At 57.5% G+C, this 15,618-nt stretch carries 13 protein-coding genes and 1 pseudogene; 3 read left to right on the forward strand and 11 right to left on the reverse strand.

Annotation, left to right across the window (positions count from 1 at the left end; all coding sequences use genetic code 11):
- Positions 1–81 precede the first annotated feature (81 nt).
- Positions 82–174, forward strand: a pseudogene (locus WI754_RS22055) (adenylate kinase); the annotation flags it as partial.
- On the opposite strand, the gene WI754_RS22060 reads toward WI754_RS22055, so the two are convergent.
- Positions 152–1,141 carry a LysR substrate-binding domain-containing protein gene (locus tag WI754_RS22060; RefSeq protein WP_341487450.1) on the reverse strand — a complete coding sequence of 330 codons (990 nt, stop codon included), beginning with the start codon at positions 1,139–1,141 and terminating at the stop codon, positions 152–154. The pseudogene WI754_RS22055 and the gene WI754_RS22060 sit on opposite strands and share 23 nt — an antisense overlap.
- A gap of 476 nt (positions 1,142–1,617) precedes the next feature.
- On the opposite strand from WI754_RS22060, the gene WI754_RS22065 reads away from it, so the two are divergent.
- Positions 1,618–2,958 (forward strand): MFS transporter, encoded by a 1,341-nt coding sequence (locus WI754_RS22065; RefSeq protein WP_349438038.1) that lies wholly within the window; start codon positions 1,618–1,620, stop codon positions 2,956–2,958.
- 489 nt (positions 2,959–3,447) lie between these two features.
- Here the strand turns inward: WI754_RS22065 and repC are convergent, their stop codons facing one another.
- From repC to WI754_RS22110, 9 genes are all read right to left on the reverse strand, one after another.
- Complete coding sequence (repC, locus tag WI754_RS22070; RefSeq protein ID WP_341487451.1) at positions 3,448–4,662, reverse strand: plasmid replication protein RepC; 1,215 nt, start codon at positions 4,660–4,662, stop codon at positions 3,448–3,450.
- Positions 4,663–4,816: 154 nt separating this feature from the next.
- Positions 4,817–5,842: a plasmid partitioning protein RepB gene (gene repB, locus WI754_RS22075; RefSeq protein WP_341487452.1), complete on the reverse strand. Its 1,026-nt coding sequence runs from the start codon at positions 5,840–5,842 to the stop codon at positions 4,817–4,819.
- A gap of 3 nt (positions 5,843–5,845) precedes the next feature.
- Positions 5,846–7,045: a plasmid partitioning protein RepA gene (repA, locus tag WI754_RS22080; protein WP_341487453.1), complete on the reverse strand. Its 1,200-nt coding sequence runs from the start codon at positions 7,043–7,045 to the stop codon at positions 5,846–5,848.
- A gap of 1,177 nt (positions 7,046–8,222) precedes the next feature.
- Entirely contained in the window at positions 8,223–9,326 is a 1,104-nt protein-coding gene (locus WI754_RS22085) for a site-specific integrase (RefSeq protein WP_349438039.1), read from the reverse strand.
- A 37-nt stretch (positions 9,327–9,363) separates the two neighbouring features.
- Entirely contained in the window at positions 9,364–9,609 is a 246-nt protein-coding gene (locus WI754_RS22090; RefSeq protein WP_341488047.1) for a type II toxin-antitoxin system RelE/ParE family toxin, read from the reverse strand.
- A gap of 62 nt (positions 9,610–9,671) precedes the next feature.
- Positions 9,672–9,845, reverse strand: coding sequence for a hypothetical protein (locus WI754_RS22095; protein WP_341487455.1), 174 nt, complete (start codon positions 9,843–9,845; stop codon positions 9,672–9,674).
- A gap of 307 nt (positions 9,846–10,152) precedes the next feature.
- Positions 10,153–10,428, reverse strand: coding sequence for a hypothetical protein (locus WI754_RS22100; RefSeq protein WP_341487456.1), 276 nt, complete (start codon positions 10,426–10,428; stop codon positions 10,153–10,155).
- Between the two features lie 1,012 nt (positions 10,429–11,440).
- Positions 11,441–11,689, reverse strand: coding sequence for a hypothetical protein (locus tag WI754_RS22105; protein ID WP_341487457.1), 249 nt, complete (start codon positions 11,687–11,689; stop codon positions 11,441–11,443).
- A 374-nt stretch (positions 11,690–12,063) separates the two neighbouring features.
- The gene (locus tag WI754_RS22110) at positions 12,064–12,921 is read right to left on the reverse strand and encodes a Hint domain-containing protein (protein ID WP_341487458.1); all 858 of its coding nucleotides are present in this window, start codon (positions 12,919–12,921) and stop codon (positions 12,064–12,066) included.
- Between the two features lie 371 nt (positions 12,922–13,292).
- Between WI754_RS22110 and WI754_RS22115 the strand changes: the two genes are divergently transcribed.
- Positions 13,293–13,664 (forward strand): hypothetical protein, encoded by a 372-nt coding sequence (locus WI754_RS22115; RefSeq protein WP_341487459.1) that lies wholly within the window; start codon positions 13,293–13,295, stop codon positions 13,662–13,664.
- 678 nt (positions 13,665–14,342) lie between these two features.
- Here WI754_RS22115 and WI754_RS22120 read toward each other — a convergent pair.
- On the reverse strand, positions 14,343–14,723 hold the full coding sequence (locus WI754_RS22120; RefSeq protein ID WP_341487460.1) for a DUF982 domain-containing protein: 381 nt from the start codon (positions 14,721–14,723) through the stop codon (positions 14,343–14,345).
- Positions 14,724–15,618 lie beyond the last annotated feature (895 nt).

The following is a 15,618-nucleotide window of genomic DNA, read 5'->3' on the forward strand; positions in this document are numbered from 1 at the left end:
GATCCGGCCCTCAGCGACAAACCGAGCCGGACCTCAACTACGCGCAGAAGAACTGTTCCAAATCGTACGGAAGGGCAGGCAATGAGACGTGCTCTGATCGTAGGTCGCCCGCGCGCGGGGAAATCCACAGTGGCCAAGCAACTGGCAGAGATTACCGGCCTTCCTCTCGTTCACACCGGGCCTCGACACGGCCCAAAGTGCCCGTCTCCGTGATTGCGACTTCGGCAAGTAGGGAATCCACGAATTTCTGGATGTGAGGCTTGTCAAGTGAGGCTTTGTTGATCTTAACATAGTATCCACGATCGATCCGCAAGGGCTTCTGAGAAAGCGAGATAAGTTTTCCTTCGGTAACCAGTTGCCTGACCAGATGGTGCCATCCGAGCACGACACCTTGGCCGGCAATAGCGGCCTCGACAAGCATTGCGTAATTGTTACTCACCAACGCGGGCGATGATGCGCGTCCTGCGAAACCATTGGTGTTAAACCAGTCGTTCCAGGCAATTGGAAACCATCCAATTGCCTCGGAAGTCCAGTGCCGGCGATGGAGCTCCAATAAGTCAGCTTCGGCAAGGCTGTCCGGGTCCCGAAAGGGACCACGTCGGCGGAGGTAATCCGGACTGCAAACGGGCTCGACGAATTCTGGGAACAAATAGTAAAGCAACTCGCCGACTTCGCAGCGTTCATTGCCGCAAATGAGTGAAATATCGACCTCGTCGAAGTTGCGTAAGGTGTCATCCTCGTCAGAGGCCAGCAATACAAATTTAACTTCAGGCCATGCGGCTCGAAAGCGGTCCACGTAAGGCTTGAGCCAATAGGCCACGGCAGCATTGGTCCCCGAGCAAGTGATGACAGGAGGGTCTGTGGGCTGGTTGAACTCATCGACCGCATCGCATATCGAGTCGAGACCGTCGCTGACAGCCGAAAGCAGGCGGTTGCCCTCGGTTGTCAGTTCGAGGCCGCTGTGCTTGCGTAAAAAAAGTATCACGCCCAGGGCCTTCTCAAGACCTCGTATTTGTTGACTAACGGCAGCCTGTGTCACGCATAGTTCATTGCCCGCAAGCGTGAAGCTCAGGTATTTTGCGGCAACCTCGAATGTAGCGAATGATCCCAGGGAAGGTAGATAACGTCGTTTTGCACGCATTTGATAACATACCGGATCCAAATTCGCCGAACGATTGTGCCCTCGCATCGCGGCCGATGCAAGAGTAGAACTGAGCCTCACTCCACGCAGACAGCTTGCAGAGTCGCCAAGATGTGCCCGGGATATCAATTCCAACGTGGAAAAGATTGACGCCAAACACATCCGACCGCCCATCTTGTGCCCCCCGAACTGAAGTAAAGCTGACCTAAACCCGGTTGGCATTAGCTCCGCCTTATCCCCGCCCCATGGAAAATCTCGTTTGCTCAATCCGGCGAGACCAACCGACTATGCGCTCACATAACAATGAGAACGCGCTCGTTCGCTGGAAATAGCGAATACAAAAGAGGGGTAAATCATGATTGGGGTGAAACCAACCTCAGCATAGCCGTCGCCGTGGCGACGCCATGCCGCTCTCCTCGCACGCACGCAGAAATCACCCGTTCTCCATGAAACCTACAGAGAAATAGGAGGGAAGTATGTCATCTATAGCGAATACCGCCGACGTGCCGGAGGAGGCCTCGGCAGCGTTCAAACGGCGCTTCATGAGGAGGATGATCGCTGTTCTTACCGGCGGAATGCTCCTCGACGGCTACATCCTTGGGGTCATCGGCCCGGTGACGGATGTGATGAAGGCAGATATGGGCATGTCGACGCTCGACATGGGCCTGGCCGCATCGGCAGCGCTGTTCGGGATCCTGATCGGCTCGCCGCTGGGCGGGTGGGCCGGCGACAAGTTCGGCCGTAAACCGCTGTTCATGATTGACATGGGGCTGTTCGTGGTCGCGTCAGCGATGCAGTTCTTCATCACCTCGGTGGAAATGCTAATCGCAGTGCGGCTATTGATGGGCGTCGCCATCGGCGCAGAGTACTCCGTCGGCTGGCCGCTGATGTCGGAGTTCGCGCCCGCCCGGTTGCGGGGGCGCCTGATGGGCGTCACGATCCTCGCCTGGTATGGCGGTTTCATGCTCGGTTACACGGCGGGCTACATCCTGAACCTGCCGGAGCCGATGCCGTGGCGGGTCATCATCGGAACGAGCACACTGATCGCCGTCGTCTTGTTCGTCGCCCGGCTCGGCCTGCCCGAGTCGCCGCGCTGGTTGTGGAGCAAGGGCCGCAAGGACGAGGCCCGCGCCGTCGCGCGCAAGTATCTGGAGAGCGCCGAGGACATGGCGGACATGGAGAAGACGGAGGTGCGCCAAGGCCAGTTTGCTGACCTGTTCTCCGCAAAGTATTGGCGCACGACGGTTTTCGTTTCGTGGTTCTGGTTCTGCAACGTGCTGCCGTATTTCGCTATCGCAACCTTCGCCGACAGCGTGCTGGCGAAATACGGTCTCTCTGGCGGGCTCGCCGGTGGTGTGGGACTGTCGATGGTGGCGGTGGCCGGCGTTGCCATCACGGTGGCGTTGATCGACAAGGCCGGTCGCCGGCTGTTCACGGTCCCGCCGCAGTGGATCACTATGGTCGTCTTCTTGGTCATCGGCCTGTGGTCGGATGCGCCTTCGGCCGTCGTGCTGGGTCTCTTCCTCGTCTTCTCGTTCTTGAATGCGATGAATGGGACGCTGACGAGCATCTACCCCGGGGAGGTGTTTCCCACCGAGGTTCGTGGTGTCGGCACCGGTTTCGCCGCCGCCGTCAGCCGGGTCGGGGCCGGTATGGGCACCTTCCTGTTGCCGATAGGGGTGGAGCAATTCGGTGTTTCGGCGGCGATGCTGGTCGCGGCGGCCGTCGTCTTCAGCGGTGCCCTGGTGTCACAGTTGTGGGCTCCGGAGACGAAGGGGAAGAGTCTTAGCGAGACGGCCGCCGGGTATTCGCACTAACTGTCTAACTTGCCCGGACGGCCTCCTCGGCTTGGGCGGATAAGCGATAGAATATCGCCAAAAACCGCACAGCCCGTCTCTGTTTAATAACGACCGATAATGCCGGCTTATCGGTCGTCCTACCGGTTGCGACTGGATTGGCCTTAAATCAGCGCGTAGTCCAGCCTCGAAAGGCACCTCCGTCGAGCCGGCAAGTTTCGGTCGGCGACCGCCGGCGCCAGCATATTCCCCTGCCCCTGTTCTGCGGGTGGCCGTATTACCGCCTTCCCCGACAGTGCGCCGGCGCAAGGTAACCCAAAAGCGGTCTCAAAAACAGCTGGGACAGAACTCCGCTTTCCTTTTAGGGCCGCCCTTCACGCGCTCTTTGACCCGTTGCTAGATCGCTCGGCGATACCGGAGAGATCAACCTTCTTGCCGGGCGCATCGGCAAGGATCCTAAGCGTCCCGCCAAGAGATTCAACACCGTCGCGCATGCGCCAACGATGATGATCATGATGCCCGCTTCACCTCGGTTCCATGAGCCCGCATCAAAGCCATCAGCATCGGTCCGAGCGAGAATTCCCTGCGTCTGGCTTTGTCGGTCAGATGCCGCAGGTAGCCGCCAGCGGAGTTGATATGCCCTGCCCTCTCCAGGATGCAGGCCATCGCTACCGCAGCGTTCTCGGGCCCCATGGCCTCGCAGGCATCCTGATACGCTGTCGGACTAACCCCCAACATGGACCTCACAACCACGGCCGCGGACATCAGATCTCGCCAATTGCCGACCACCCCACCGGGTCCGTAGTCGATGATATCCGGGCAAGCCTGTAGAACCATTCCGATCGGGAACGCCTTTATCGGCTCTCTCGCTGGTTTGATGTCTGAGTTCGATTTTCCCCCCTGCTCTTTGTCAAAGCGCGGTTCAAGTTCAATGATGGAATCGGTATTAGAATTCTGTATGTGGCGGTCAAAATGGACATCATTGGTGTCGGTTTTTTCTAATTTTATCTGCATTTCCAGCAAATTGACGATTTCGTCGCGGAGCATCTGGATCTCTTCGAGGATCGGTAGCAAATCGTTCGTGGTCGGCGCACGTGGAATCCGTGCCAACAGTGCTACGAAATGTCCCTCGATTGCCCCCCAATTGCCCGCAGCCCCCTCTGCCATTGCGGCCGAGATCAGCTTGCGGACATCACGCCGGCAGATTGACAGTGTCTCCTTGGTCAGACGGAACCGTTTGCGCTCAGCGGCGATCTGTTGGGCCATATGGGCGAATTCGTCGGCGCGGGCGAGCATGGGCGCGAGGCTGAAGCCGAAGGCCTGCTCAAGGTCTCCTGAGCCGTCACGGCGGGCATAGCGCTTCCCGTTCGGGCTGTCCTTGCGAATGATCAGGCCGGCTTCGACTAATGCAGCCAGGTGCCGTCTGAGCGTCGTACCTGCGATCCCATGCGCGCGAGCGGAGAGCTGAGCGTTGGATGGGAAAACGACGAGGCCCCGTTTCTCCGACAATTCGTTGTCTGGATAGAATGTCAGCAATGCGTCGAGCACGGCGAGCGTTCGATCCTGGATTCCAAGAATCCCCCTCGCCTCACAGGCGTCACGGAAAACCTTCCATTTGTCGGCGGTCTTACCCGCCTTGATTTCGGCTGTTTCAAGCTGCCTTTTCACCAAGGCAAGCGTCATCGGCCGCCGCCCAACGGGCGTCGTTACACCATACGTCTGCATTTTCCTTCACCTTCTGTCAGGCAAAAGAAATCCAGTCACCAAAACGGCGTCAAAGACTCTTGACTGTGATTCGGGGAAATGCGATTCTCTAGGTGCGAAACTATGAGAGAGGCTTCCACGACGGCGACGTTTTGGGGGCCTTTTCTTTTGCGGTTCAGTCTCCTATTTCAGCTATTTCTTTTGACTGCACAAACTCTTCGTAAAGAGCGTTGAGTCTGGCTTCGACAAAGGAGCCGAATGCCGGCTCAATCCCTTTGTCGAAGACAAGATTCAGTTTCTCATCGGTTTCCGAGATCCTGACGACTTTCCCGCCACTCGCAGTTTTCCAGATCGTTGTCCTAGCCTTGTCCTTTACCTTGCGGAGTTGGTCATAGATGGCCTGGAAACGTTCGTCCGAGGTCATATTCTGGAAGTTCGATTCCTGGATGAGCCTGATGGCTTTGGCTCTTTTCCCGTTTTCCTCGAGAAGGTCAGCAATTTCCGCCCATCGCGTGCGGCCAAATCCAGGTGCGGCGCCAATTGCTTCGATTAATTCTCCAGGAAGGCGGTCGACCAGTGCAATCATGCGTGAGAGTGCTGCTTTGTCGACGCCAAGCGCTGACATTATGACGTCGCGGTTGAACTGGCGGGCTTCGAGGCGGAATGCGAAGAATGATCGTTCAATGAAAGTCAGATCAGTGCGAGCGTTGTTCTCTTGCCCTTGGCTGACGACGAGTTGCTCGTCGCTGAGATCCCGTACAACGGCCTTGACCGCCCCACCTATTTTCTTGACAGCCGCTAGGCGGCGATGCCCATACGCAACCTGAAAGCGCCCTTGCCTTTCGGGATGCGGACGAACAAGAATCGGCACTTGTTGCCCATGCTCTCTAATCTGGGCGACCAGCGTTTCCTGATCCTCCGCGCTGACGCCTAAGCGGTCCACGACGAATGAACTGTCAATCAGTAATGGATCAAGCTCTACGACTGCCAGGCCCTTCGCGAGTTGTTTTTCCAGATCATCAGCACGCTGCGCCTTTTCGTTGATCCCACCCAATGACTGTGAGATTGCGCCCACTGGGCTGGCACGCCGAAGCGGTTTTTCGAAGCCCGCGAGAGGTCGCGCATTTGCGAGGGTATGGTCAATCTCCCCTGCTGCGGCTGGATCGGGCTCGGCCAGTCCAAAAATATTCTTGCGAGCCATGGGTTACTTCCTACCCCAAGTCTGCTTGATGAGATCTTCGATCTCCGAGTTCACCGCTGTAAGAGATTCCAAGGCGCGGTCATACGTGCCTCGCGTAAACTGGTTGCGGTCAACTTCGTAGAGAGTCTGCTTGGTCAAGCCGGCGTCAGAAATCGCGGTTGATTTGACCATCGCGTTCTCGAGAACCCGGTTTCCGAAAATTGACTTCATGAAACCCGACATTTGCGACTGTGGACCGTCGTTCGGTTCGAAGCGTGTTATGAGATAACGCATCCAGTCGTAGTCCATGGTCCCGCCAGCATTCTCAACGACGCGAAGCAGGTCGCCGGTCATGTGCAAAAACTGACTCATGGACATGACGTCCAGCATTTGGGGGTGGACCGTTATCAGGACCGCAGTTGCCGCGCAAAGCGCTGACAAGGTCAGGAAGCCCAGTTGGGGCGGGCAGTCGATCACAACGATATCGTATGCACTCTCGATCTCGGCCAAACACTCGCCAATCCGTGCGAAGAACATGGAGTCGACGCTCTGGCGCGCTGCAAGTGCCTTGGGTGTCTCGTGCTCAAACTCCATCAGCTCGAGATTACCCGGGATTACGTGCAGGTTGGGGGTGTAGGTTGCCCTTACAATTTCGGTAATATCCCGTTTCGCCTCGTCGTACCGGATTGCACCGTAAATGGTCTCGTTCTCGCCGACATCCAGTTCAGGTTGATGCCCGAAGAGTGCCGAAAGGGACGCCTGAGGGTCCAAGTCTACGGCCAGAACCCGATATCCTCTCAGCGCCAAGAACTGGGCGAGATGGGCCGACGTCGTCGTTTTGCCTGAGCCACCCTTAAAGTTCATGACGGAAACGACTTGTAACTTCTCTCCGTCACGGCGATGGCGGACGTATTTACGGGGCCCCTTCCCTCCGTCGTCGAGGATCCGCCGCAGGGCCTCGATATCCTGCACGGAATACATTCGTCGACCGTTTGCCAACGGCTCTGGGCCGTGTCCATCGGCAACTATCTGGCGCAAGTAGCCTTGATGAATGCCAATAAAATCTGCCGCCTCTGCTGGGGTGAACTGTCGAATGGTCTTAAGGGCGGTAGGTGGAAATGTCCGGTGCTGGTGAGCCTGGAGCTGGCGAGACAACTCATCCGCGTCGGACGAAATGAGGGAGCGCAAGTTGTCGCTCTTCTTGCTGTTTGCCGTGTTCAACATCTGTGCCTCGAAAATGAAATCTGCGCTTATCGCAAGCTAAGCGATCAAAATGCGCTGATCGCAATAGACCCGATTCTAAACCGTGTGGCAAAGAGTTTTTTGTTAGCAAAAGGTTAACAGTCTACTCAAAAAATCGGACGCATGACCGGCGTTGTACATGTACAACTGGAGCCTTGGAGGGGTGTACGTGATTCCCCAGCCGCAGAGTAGTCTGCCCGGCTGTTTTCATTCGTCTTATAGTGGCGCAGCAGCGATCCGCCGGTCGTTGTGCGCGCTAAGAATTGGATAGTTTGCTGATCGTTCTGCGACCTTAGCCGTGCCGTGGGATAAGGCTGGCCGGGCAAACCCGCATCGTTTCGTGAGATCTTCAGAGGATAGTATTGGCTTTTCGTTACCGCGCGCCAGAATTGCTGCCGTACAACACAACATTCAATGCATCGAAGCCGAGCGTCTCCTGGATCTCTTTGACGCGTCGGCGGCTCTTCTTCTCACGAGCCGAGCCGTTTTGTTGCCCAGTTGCTCGCATCGAAACAGTACCCGTAGTCGGTCTCTCTTATCGGATCAATGCCTTCGGATGAACGACGACATGACCGGGAATTCACGGGTGACGGCAGATGGTCAGGGCGATGAGAGCCGACCTTTGTGGCAAAAGAAGAGATCAGCAAACCCCTGGAGGTTGCCAGGCAAGGCATCGGTGCGTTCCACGGCTGCACACGGACGTAGGCCATGCCGATGGCATCACATACGCTGAACAGCGAAGTGGTTTCTCTTATGGATCGTGGTAAGCTTGGGCGGGCCAAAATTGCCTCCACCGTCAACGTGCAGCCCGAATGGCAGCGGATGGGTACGCCATTTCCTGGCTTCCTTCGATTGATACGCCGGCCGCCCCGCAGTTGAATAGGTGAGCAGAGGACTGCGCTCGGAGCTGTCGCCGCAGCTCCCAGTCCGGGTGTGGAATTTCCGCATGAGGGCGCGTCGCTTCCACAGCCAGTACTTCGCGGTTGTCATCGACCGGCCGTTCCGCAAGGCAGGTCAATATTGGCGCTGCGCCGGTCGGGCCGGATGACCGGGCAGGGCAGGGAATACCGTAGAACCGTCGTCCCCAAGATTTCGGCGGCATGCCTGCTTTTGTGCGGTGAAATTGTCGCCCCAGGTCATGGGCAGCCGGGGCCGTCAGCTACAGCCCCGCGGCCTTGGTGAGATTGACCCTGAACCTGTCCTTGCGGCGCTGGTATTTGCGAGTCATTTCGGCGGAGGCATGGCCGAGCTGTTTCTGAACATAGCGCTCATCGACTTCGGCCGACGAGGCGAGGCCAGCCCGCAAGGAGTGCCCGGAGAATTTCTGCGCCCTTTCGCCCTCGGCTAGATCGCCGCGCACGCCGGCTGCCAGCGCCGTGCGTTTTACAAGGCGTGCCACCTCCTGGCCGTTCAATCGCTCCGAACCCACGGATTTGCCCTTGTTCGTCACGCGTCGGAAGAGGGGCCCATGGGCGATTCTGGCGAGCTTGAGCCACATCTCCAGCGCCGCGATGGGGCAGGTGGCGTCGGACGAGCCGCGGCCGATTTCGACTTCGCGCCAGCCGGTCTTGCCGCGCAACGTCGCCAATAGTCCCTTGTCGAGTATCTCCACCCAGCCGCGGCCGTCCTGCGTCTGGTCCTTCTTCACATCAAGCCCGACGATTTCGGAGCGTCGCAGGCCGCCAGCAAAGCCGATCAGCAGCATGGCGCGATCGCGAATGCCCCTCAAGCTCCCCTGATCGAGGGTTTCCAGCATGGCGATGATGTCTTGCGGCATCACCGCTTCCTTCTGGACCGGCGGTTTTGCATGGGTGTTGCGGATACCGGCCATGACCGTGGCGATATGGCGATCTCTACGATCCAGCGGCTGGCCGCGCTGGGCATAATTCCAGCTGAGCGACGATAGACGGCGTTCGATGGTCGAAACCGAATTTGGCTTTTTGTCTCCCGTCACAGTCCCCGACGCGCAGGCGGTGATATAGAGGCCGACGATCTGCGGCTCCGGGGGGAGGGGGGCCACGTTCTGGCGGCGGCACCAGGCGGCAAAATGCTTCCAGTCGCTGGCATAAGCACGCCGGGTATTGGCGGAACTGGCGGCCGCGACATAACCACGGGCACGCTCCGTGAGATGCTCGAGATGAGCGGGCAATGCGCTCGGCGTCTCCGTTGGTGACGTTTCACCCGACACGGCCGAACCACCTGCAGACTCGGCAAGAGCCGAGAGGACACCCTTTTCGCTTGTTCCAGCCGTAGTTTTTCTCATCGTATCCCATTCCATTTCAGGGTCGTCTTGGTGATCTTTATCCATTTCGCCGTTCCGCAGTGCGACGGCCCAGCTTCCTGCGGCCGTGCAATATCCTGACGATTTCGACCTGGCGGGGGATAAGGCGATAAAGCGTCGGATAATTTCCGACTGCCAGGTGCCGAATGCACGGTGCACGATCATCGCGGCCAAAGACCGAGTAAGGATGGTGGAGCCGTTGCCGCCAGCGACTGTCGATAGCATCGAGCACCCGGTTAGCCGCGGTTAAATCATCCGCAGCCATCTCGAGCCAAATGGCGATTAGATCTTCATCTGCCTGTTTTGTCCGTTGAATCGACGACACGGTCAGGGAACTTTCTGGACAGCCGCCAACCGCGCGCCCGCAGCGGCTTTTACGTCGGCCACGGAAGTGTGATCACTGCGACCGCAGTAGCCCAGCAAATCGCGACGCTCCTTCCTTTCCCGTACTGCCTCGCGGACCGGCGTCAGCGCAATTGTCAGTTTTTCAACGGAAGCCACCGCGAATCTCCTGATTTGCTGTATGAATAGTATGCTTTTAGGCAATGAAGTAGCGACGCGACACGCCGGGTTTTTGCAGGAGGCTAAAACGGCCACCGTCGGGTTAGGACTTGGGGACAAAGATAACCGACACCATGGATTGAGCGCTCTTCCCGAGGGGCATTTTCTAGGATCTGATCGATGATATTGGGCGATTCGCATATTAAAGGCCAGAACGAACTTTATCGCTCGTGATGTGATCACGACATTAGGTGCGGTTTTCCTAGTATTTGTCGCTGAAAGCGCGCTCGACGATCAGAGGTGAAGCTCAAACCCTTGGTTCCGGCGCGTCATCGACCCTCGTCCAGGTGAGCGACCATTCATCCTTGCCGCCTTCGTTGTGGACATAGCGGCCGCGTCCGCTCCGCTGATCGCGAAGTGCGTCCTTAATGACCCATTCCGGCGGGGCAATTCCCGGCAGCCTCAGGATTTGGAGAGTGTCGTGCAGCTCTGGGAGCGTGGTGACCCTCCGGATGGCCCGTCGGCCATTCGCCTTTATTTTCCAGGCATAGTGCGCCATGGCGATGTCGTGGTCGATTTTCATTTTATCCTCCTTTTTTCTCTAGAACATAAGGAGATGCTAAATTGTTCCTTCGTGCTATTTCCGCGTCAATGCGGAACGTCCCGATTTACCCAGTCTGTTAGTCTTGCAGGGTCGAGCCATTTTCCTTCCCCGCCGACGGCAAGAAGGTTGCTGCCCGCGGCATGCTCGAGATTCCAGAGCGCTATCGCCCTGGCATCATGCGGCAGAAACTCAGGGGCATATGGCACCCGGAGCACATATTCTTCGCGCTCCTTTGAAGGGCTTGTCCGCGGAATCTGAGTGAGGCAATCCTGTTGCCGACCGGGCCGTTTGTTCCGATGTTGAAACGACGTGGTAGGCGGCCCATACAGCCAGGCCACTCGAGATTACGCAGATAATAATGTAGGCGTACAGAATGCGCACGGGCGCTGCCTTCGGCTCGATCTGCCTCACGCGATATTATGGGCGGATGTACTTCAGAATGCCAGTTTATTCGCCTCTGCAGCTGCGGCGAAGGCCCAACGACTGCAGGCCGCAACCCGACGTGGACCACCGCCGTTCACCTTACTGAATAACCCTAACAAAGGGTTTCGATGGCATTCCAAATGGGACGTGTCATGGTGCTCTGGCTGAGCGAACAGCTCGGTGCATTTGAGCACCAATAAATTCGGCCCCTCTCTGCGGAGGGGAGGGGCCCATTACCGTGACATCGGGGAAGAGTTTGATTCCGTTTTGTTCAAATGGATATCTCTGATGTACTTCCATCCATCATTGCACGCGAGGTACTCATCGCTGCCGGGCGAGTACGGATTGACGCCCTCGGATAGGCCGATCTGCTGGACGTCCTTCAAGGCCCCCATCCCCAGATTGAAAATCGCCTGGTATTTTTTCCGGGTCAGCACGGTCGCCTCCCTACTTTCGCTGGTTGTAAACTCGTCCCGTCAGTCCCGGCGCCTATGATGCAGCTCGCCGAGCGCAATGACTTTCTGGATATCCAGTTGGCTGTGGGACCTCATAGTTCAGACACAGCGCGTCATGGCAAAGCGGCTGGCCAGTCGTTGGATGGATCGGGATCGCTGGATGGACGAAGTGCGGGGCCTTCGGCGTAGGACAGCCGCAGCCTTTTTAGCCCCTCTTCTACCGCGGTGATTGTCTCGATCGTGCTCCAACCCTTGGTGGTTGCTTCTGCGACGAGTTCCCGCAGGGCGCATTCAATCGCCTCCTGGCAGGAGGCATCGCGATCCAAAAGGGTTACTCGATGTCTTGGTGCTTCGGTTGTCATCGTGCGCTCCTTTTGCCCTAGAACATAAGGAACGCTTAATTTGTTCCTTTGTTTTATCTCCAGCGTCGAAACAAAAGCGCCCTTGCAAGTTAAGCCTCAACGAAAAGCCAGGAGGAAACATCGATGGACTGGAATCGCCTGGAAAGGAATTGGAAACAGAATAAACTGCAAGAACTGGGAACAGTCGGGTAGGCGCCGGACGACGACCTCGATCGCACTGCTGGCAGGCGATATCAGCTCGAAGGCAAGATCCGGCGTCCCGAGCTGGTTCCGCGGTGGCCACCTCACATCGTGCCGAGCCCTCCGCCCAGTCCATGGTTGCCGACCGCGGTCGCCGTTTCGCACGGCCGGCGTTACGCGCTCGGCATCGGGTCTTAGCCGATAAGCTTCCCCGCCCGGGCTGCAATTCTCTCGTAGGCGTTGTAGGCTGACGCGCGCCGCGGATAGACAACGTCGGTCCAGAGGTGCAGAAGTGCTTTCATGTGCTCACGGCCGGAGCTAAGGCTGACGATTGGCGCGTAAGGCGTCATGGCGGTGTTTGCGTCATCGGGATAGAGCCGCGCGAATTCACCAAAGTTCGTAAAGTCCTCGTAGTTGCGAGTCTGGAGCAGGAAGGATTCGGCAGGAGCGCCTTCGGCCAAAACCACATCGTGGCTATCGAGTACGATGTGGAAGTATTCGATTGTCTCGCGATCTGCCGGTAGGCCGGGCGCAATCGAAATTCCATTGACAAGCTCCTTCGCCCTGATGAGAAAGCCGTCGATGAAGAGAGCGTGGCCCGGCGAGAGATAGAGATCCCTGTGGGGTGTCCGTTCATCGAGGGCGTGTCGTGCTACGCGGATCGGCATCACGCTGTTGCTCCAAGCCGGGCCACTATGCTTGAAGACACGGCGACCGATCCATTTGACCGCCATGGCTTCGCCGCGCACGGTCTCAACGAGATCACCGATTTGAAGATCCTCAATACAGACCTCACCTGTTGAGGTCATAATGGAGGTGCCTCGCAGAAAGCACATCGGGCTGCCCCCGGACTGGCCATGCCCCCCGGAGTTACCTCCGGGCTTGCCGTCATGTTTCCACCACTTCTTTCCCTTGGCCAGAGCTATCGAAGACGGGAAAATTGTTGACGCGAGCATGCCCATCGCGGCAAGTCTGGCACTCGTTGCAGCGGCCAGACCGAGGAAGTGACGCCGCGCGCTATTGTGTGGCCTGTTTGGTTCGTTGTCTGACATGGTGGTCCTCTCCCTGTTTCCGCTCGCCGGGCCTTCAGAGGATCGCTGCAAACTGCCCAGTCTCAGTTTGCAACTCAGGGAAGCAACGATATTCGTTCTTGGTCAACGCGGCCATTGCCGCAAGAGGTGGAGGTAGCCCGTACCTTTGGAGTAGGTTTACCTCCAAGGTCTGTAGGGTGCGGTGATGAGTATCGGTCCAGCGCCGTCCTGGAAGTGACCGCTGTTTGCTCCGCCGCCGACGAAGGGACGAAGCCTCCTCACTCTTCCCAAGAGTAGCCGGGTATTGGAACCGCTTTCACATCTGAGCATTTTTGCACGTTAGATCGGGCACTACCGGCATTCCGCCGGCACTCCCGACCGGGAGAAAAATCATGAGAACGATGGTGATCGCGATAGGCCTGTTATCGGCGTTAACCGGGTCTGCCTTAGCAGCCGCACCTGCCAAGATGGTCGACACGAAAATGGGCAAGGCCTGGGCCGACGAGATGGGTATGATCCTTTACACTTTCGACAAGGATACCAAAGACAAATCTAACTGCGATCTGGATTGCTTGAAGAAGTGGCCGGCGTTCCACGCTGGTGCTGACGCCAAGGCAGAGGGAGAGTGGACTCTGGTCAAGGCTGCAGACGGCAAGGAAATGTGGGCTTATGAAGGCAAACCGCTCTATACCTATGTCGAGGATAAGCAACCCGGTGATACCAGTGGCGATGGTGTTGGGGGAGTTTGGCACGTGGCGAAATAGCACAATCGGAAAGCGTTTGAATGGTCGGTCTTCGGACCGACCATTCGCAAGACTGGTCCGAGATTACGAGAACAACAGCGCAGAAGGTCCGATGGCGGCTCTACAGCCCTCCGAACACATCTGAAGCAGTGTTGGCGGTTCCAGCATGACACTGTTGGTGCAGACGAAAAATCCTACCGGCCAGGGCGAGCTGGCAATACGGGTGCATGTCCATCACTCTGGCTTTCACACGCCGGACAATGGTGAATGGACTTTAGTATAAGCGACATCTAATTTTATTCCGGTGTTACCTGGTGAAGCGGCACCGGCGTTAGGCAGCGGTGGCTTGCATTTATCGTTGAGCGGATTAGGTGGTTTCTTTTTTCGGGGCTGTGTTGAACCCGCCTGCAGTGACGGGTTCTTCTTTCCCGAAGCATCATTTCCGGAGCCTTCACGTTACCGTCTTGGGTCATCTAGGGATGGCCGGATCATGCAGGGATTTTTTCCGAACAATGTCGCTTACGACATCCCTGATGACGATCGGATGGTCCGCGGGCGGCGCAGCAGTCGCCCTGTCTGAAGTCTTCATCACTTATACACCGACAGTCTTACACCGACAGTCTCAGCTTCAACGAATCCTCGCGGACTGGTGCCGGCTGCGAAAGAACCCGGACAGCGGCATGAACGAGCCAAGGCGCCTCACACAACCTTTGGCATATGCTCGATGGTCGCGGCGATGAACGCCAGCCGGGCTTCGTCGGCGGACATTTTGCGCTCCAACGCCAGCCGGCAGCAGAGCTTCGCGTTCAAATAAAGACCGTCCGCCGGTTCGCAGCCGAGAACTTCAAAGGCTTCGAGCGGTCCGCAGATTTTGTGAACGCGTCCGTCGGGAAACGTGACCATGACGGGTTGCCACTCAATTTCGGTTGGCTTGGGGATTTCGTTTGGATGCATTGGTTTCCTCCCAATCATCATCAATCCCTCTCTCACGCTCAACGCGCAGCCAAGGAATTTGTTCCTGATGGACGTGCGCGGCCGGCAGCGACGCTCAGCGCGACGGCGACGAGCATTCTGCGGCATGGGCATCACCGGGACGCTGCTAGCAGGGCTCCTCCTCTGTCGGGAACAATTCGCCCCGGACACAGGTTCTTCACATCCGATCTGCCAAACTGTCCTGTATCGGGTGGAGATAGGTTGCAGCGCACCTTCGTGTGCCGATACTACCGCTGCATTCTCGTTGTCCGGCATGCCGCGCTGCACGTTCGGCCCCGTCCGGCAAAGACAGGCGGCAGAAGAGCGCCTTGCCGCAGGAAGCGTCAGCCATTGCACGAGACTTATTGTTTATTCATGCGCTGATGCCCGTCAGATTGCTGCCGGCATCCGGATTGATGATCCCATTTTAGCCGATATCCGTCCTGCCTGCGCCTTATGGATGGCCCCGGATGCCGGTGGCCCTTTAGTGACATGCAAAACGACGAGCGTCGTCTGCTGCGAACGGTCATATCCTTGGACGTTGCCAATATATTAGATGCAGCTAAACTTAACGCGGCTGATCCGAGATGCCACCCTCGCCGATCGCCTGGAGGTTTTGTCTTTCCCCGGGGCCAAGCCTCTGTAAGTCGCCGCCACCATATGTGGGAAGAAGCGACTAGAGGCCCGGGCGGTGGTTCTCGCGCGCTGCCCGGGTCTCGTTGTCACCGCGAATTTTACGGACGCGTGAAATTGGGAATCGCTTTGGCGGCATTCTCGGCCATCGCCGTGTCGGTCCTATAGCCGAGCCAGCCATTCGAAGGTGAAGCCAACCCCGTGCCGTCTCGGCGGTAGAAAGGCATGACCGGATGTCAGCACGCCGCGAAATTGCGATAGCGAGATGAACTCACGACCCATCCGAACAAGGCTTCGCAGTATTTGTCGCCAAAAAAATGCCGCAGCGCATCGGTGACACTGCGGCAAAGGTGTTCGTGGTTTGCCAGCG

The sequence above is a fragment of the Pararhizobium sp. A13 genome (assembly GCF_040126305.1).
Lineage (GTDB): Bacteria > Pseudomonadota > Alphaproteobacteria > Rhizobiales > Rhizobiaceae > Pararhizobium.

Bases quoted from the DNA above. Each gene is read 5' to 3' on its own strand.
- repC (WP_341487451.1), bottom strand. From the start codon at position 4,662: ATGCAGACGTATGGTGTAACGACGCCCGTTGGGCGGCGGCCGATGACG.
- WI754_RS22120 (WP_341487460.1), bottom strand. From the start codon at position 14,723: ATGCCGCAGAATGCTCGTCGCCGTCGCGCTGAGCGTCGCTGCCGGCCG.
- WI754_RS22085 (WP_349438039.1), bottom strand. From the start codon at position 9,326: ATGAGAAAAACTACGGCTGGAACAAGCGAAAAGGGTGTCCTCTCGGCT.
- repB (WP_341487452.1), bottom strand. From the start codon at position 5,842: ATGGCTCGCAAGAATATTTTTGGACTGGCCGAGCCCGATCCAGCCGCA.
- WI754_RS22060 (WP_341487450.1), bottom strand. From the start codon at position 1,141: ATGCGTGCAAAACGACGTTATCTACCTTCCCTGGGATCATTCGCTACA.
- WI754_RS22065 (WP_349438038.1), top strand. From the start codon at position 1,618: ATGTCATCTATAGCGAATACCGCCGACGTGCCGGAGGAGGCCTCGGCA.
- WI754_RS22100 (WP_341487456.1), bottom strand. From the start codon at position 10,428: ATGAAAATCGACCACGACATCGCCATGGCGCACTATGCCTGGAAAATA.
- WI754_RS22090 (WP_341488047.1), bottom strand. From the start codon at position 9,609: ATGGCTGCGGATGATTTAACCGCGGCTAACCGGGTGCTCGATGCTATC.
- WI754_RS22110 (WP_341487458.1), bottom strand. From the start codon at position 12,921: ATGTCAGACAACGAACCAAACAGGCCACACAATAGCGCGCGGCGTCAC.
- WI754_RS22105 (WP_341487457.1), bottom strand. From the start codon at position 11,689: ATGACAACCGAAGCACCAAGACATCGAGTAACCCTTTTGGATCGCGAT.
- WI754_RS22115 (WP_341487459.1), top strand. From the start codon at position 13,293: ATGAGAACGATGGTGATCGCGATAGGCCTGTTATCGGCGTTAACCGGG.
- repA (WP_341487453.1), bottom strand. From the start codon at position 7,045: ATGTTGAACACGGCAAACAGCAAGAAGAGCGACAACTTGCGCTCCCTC.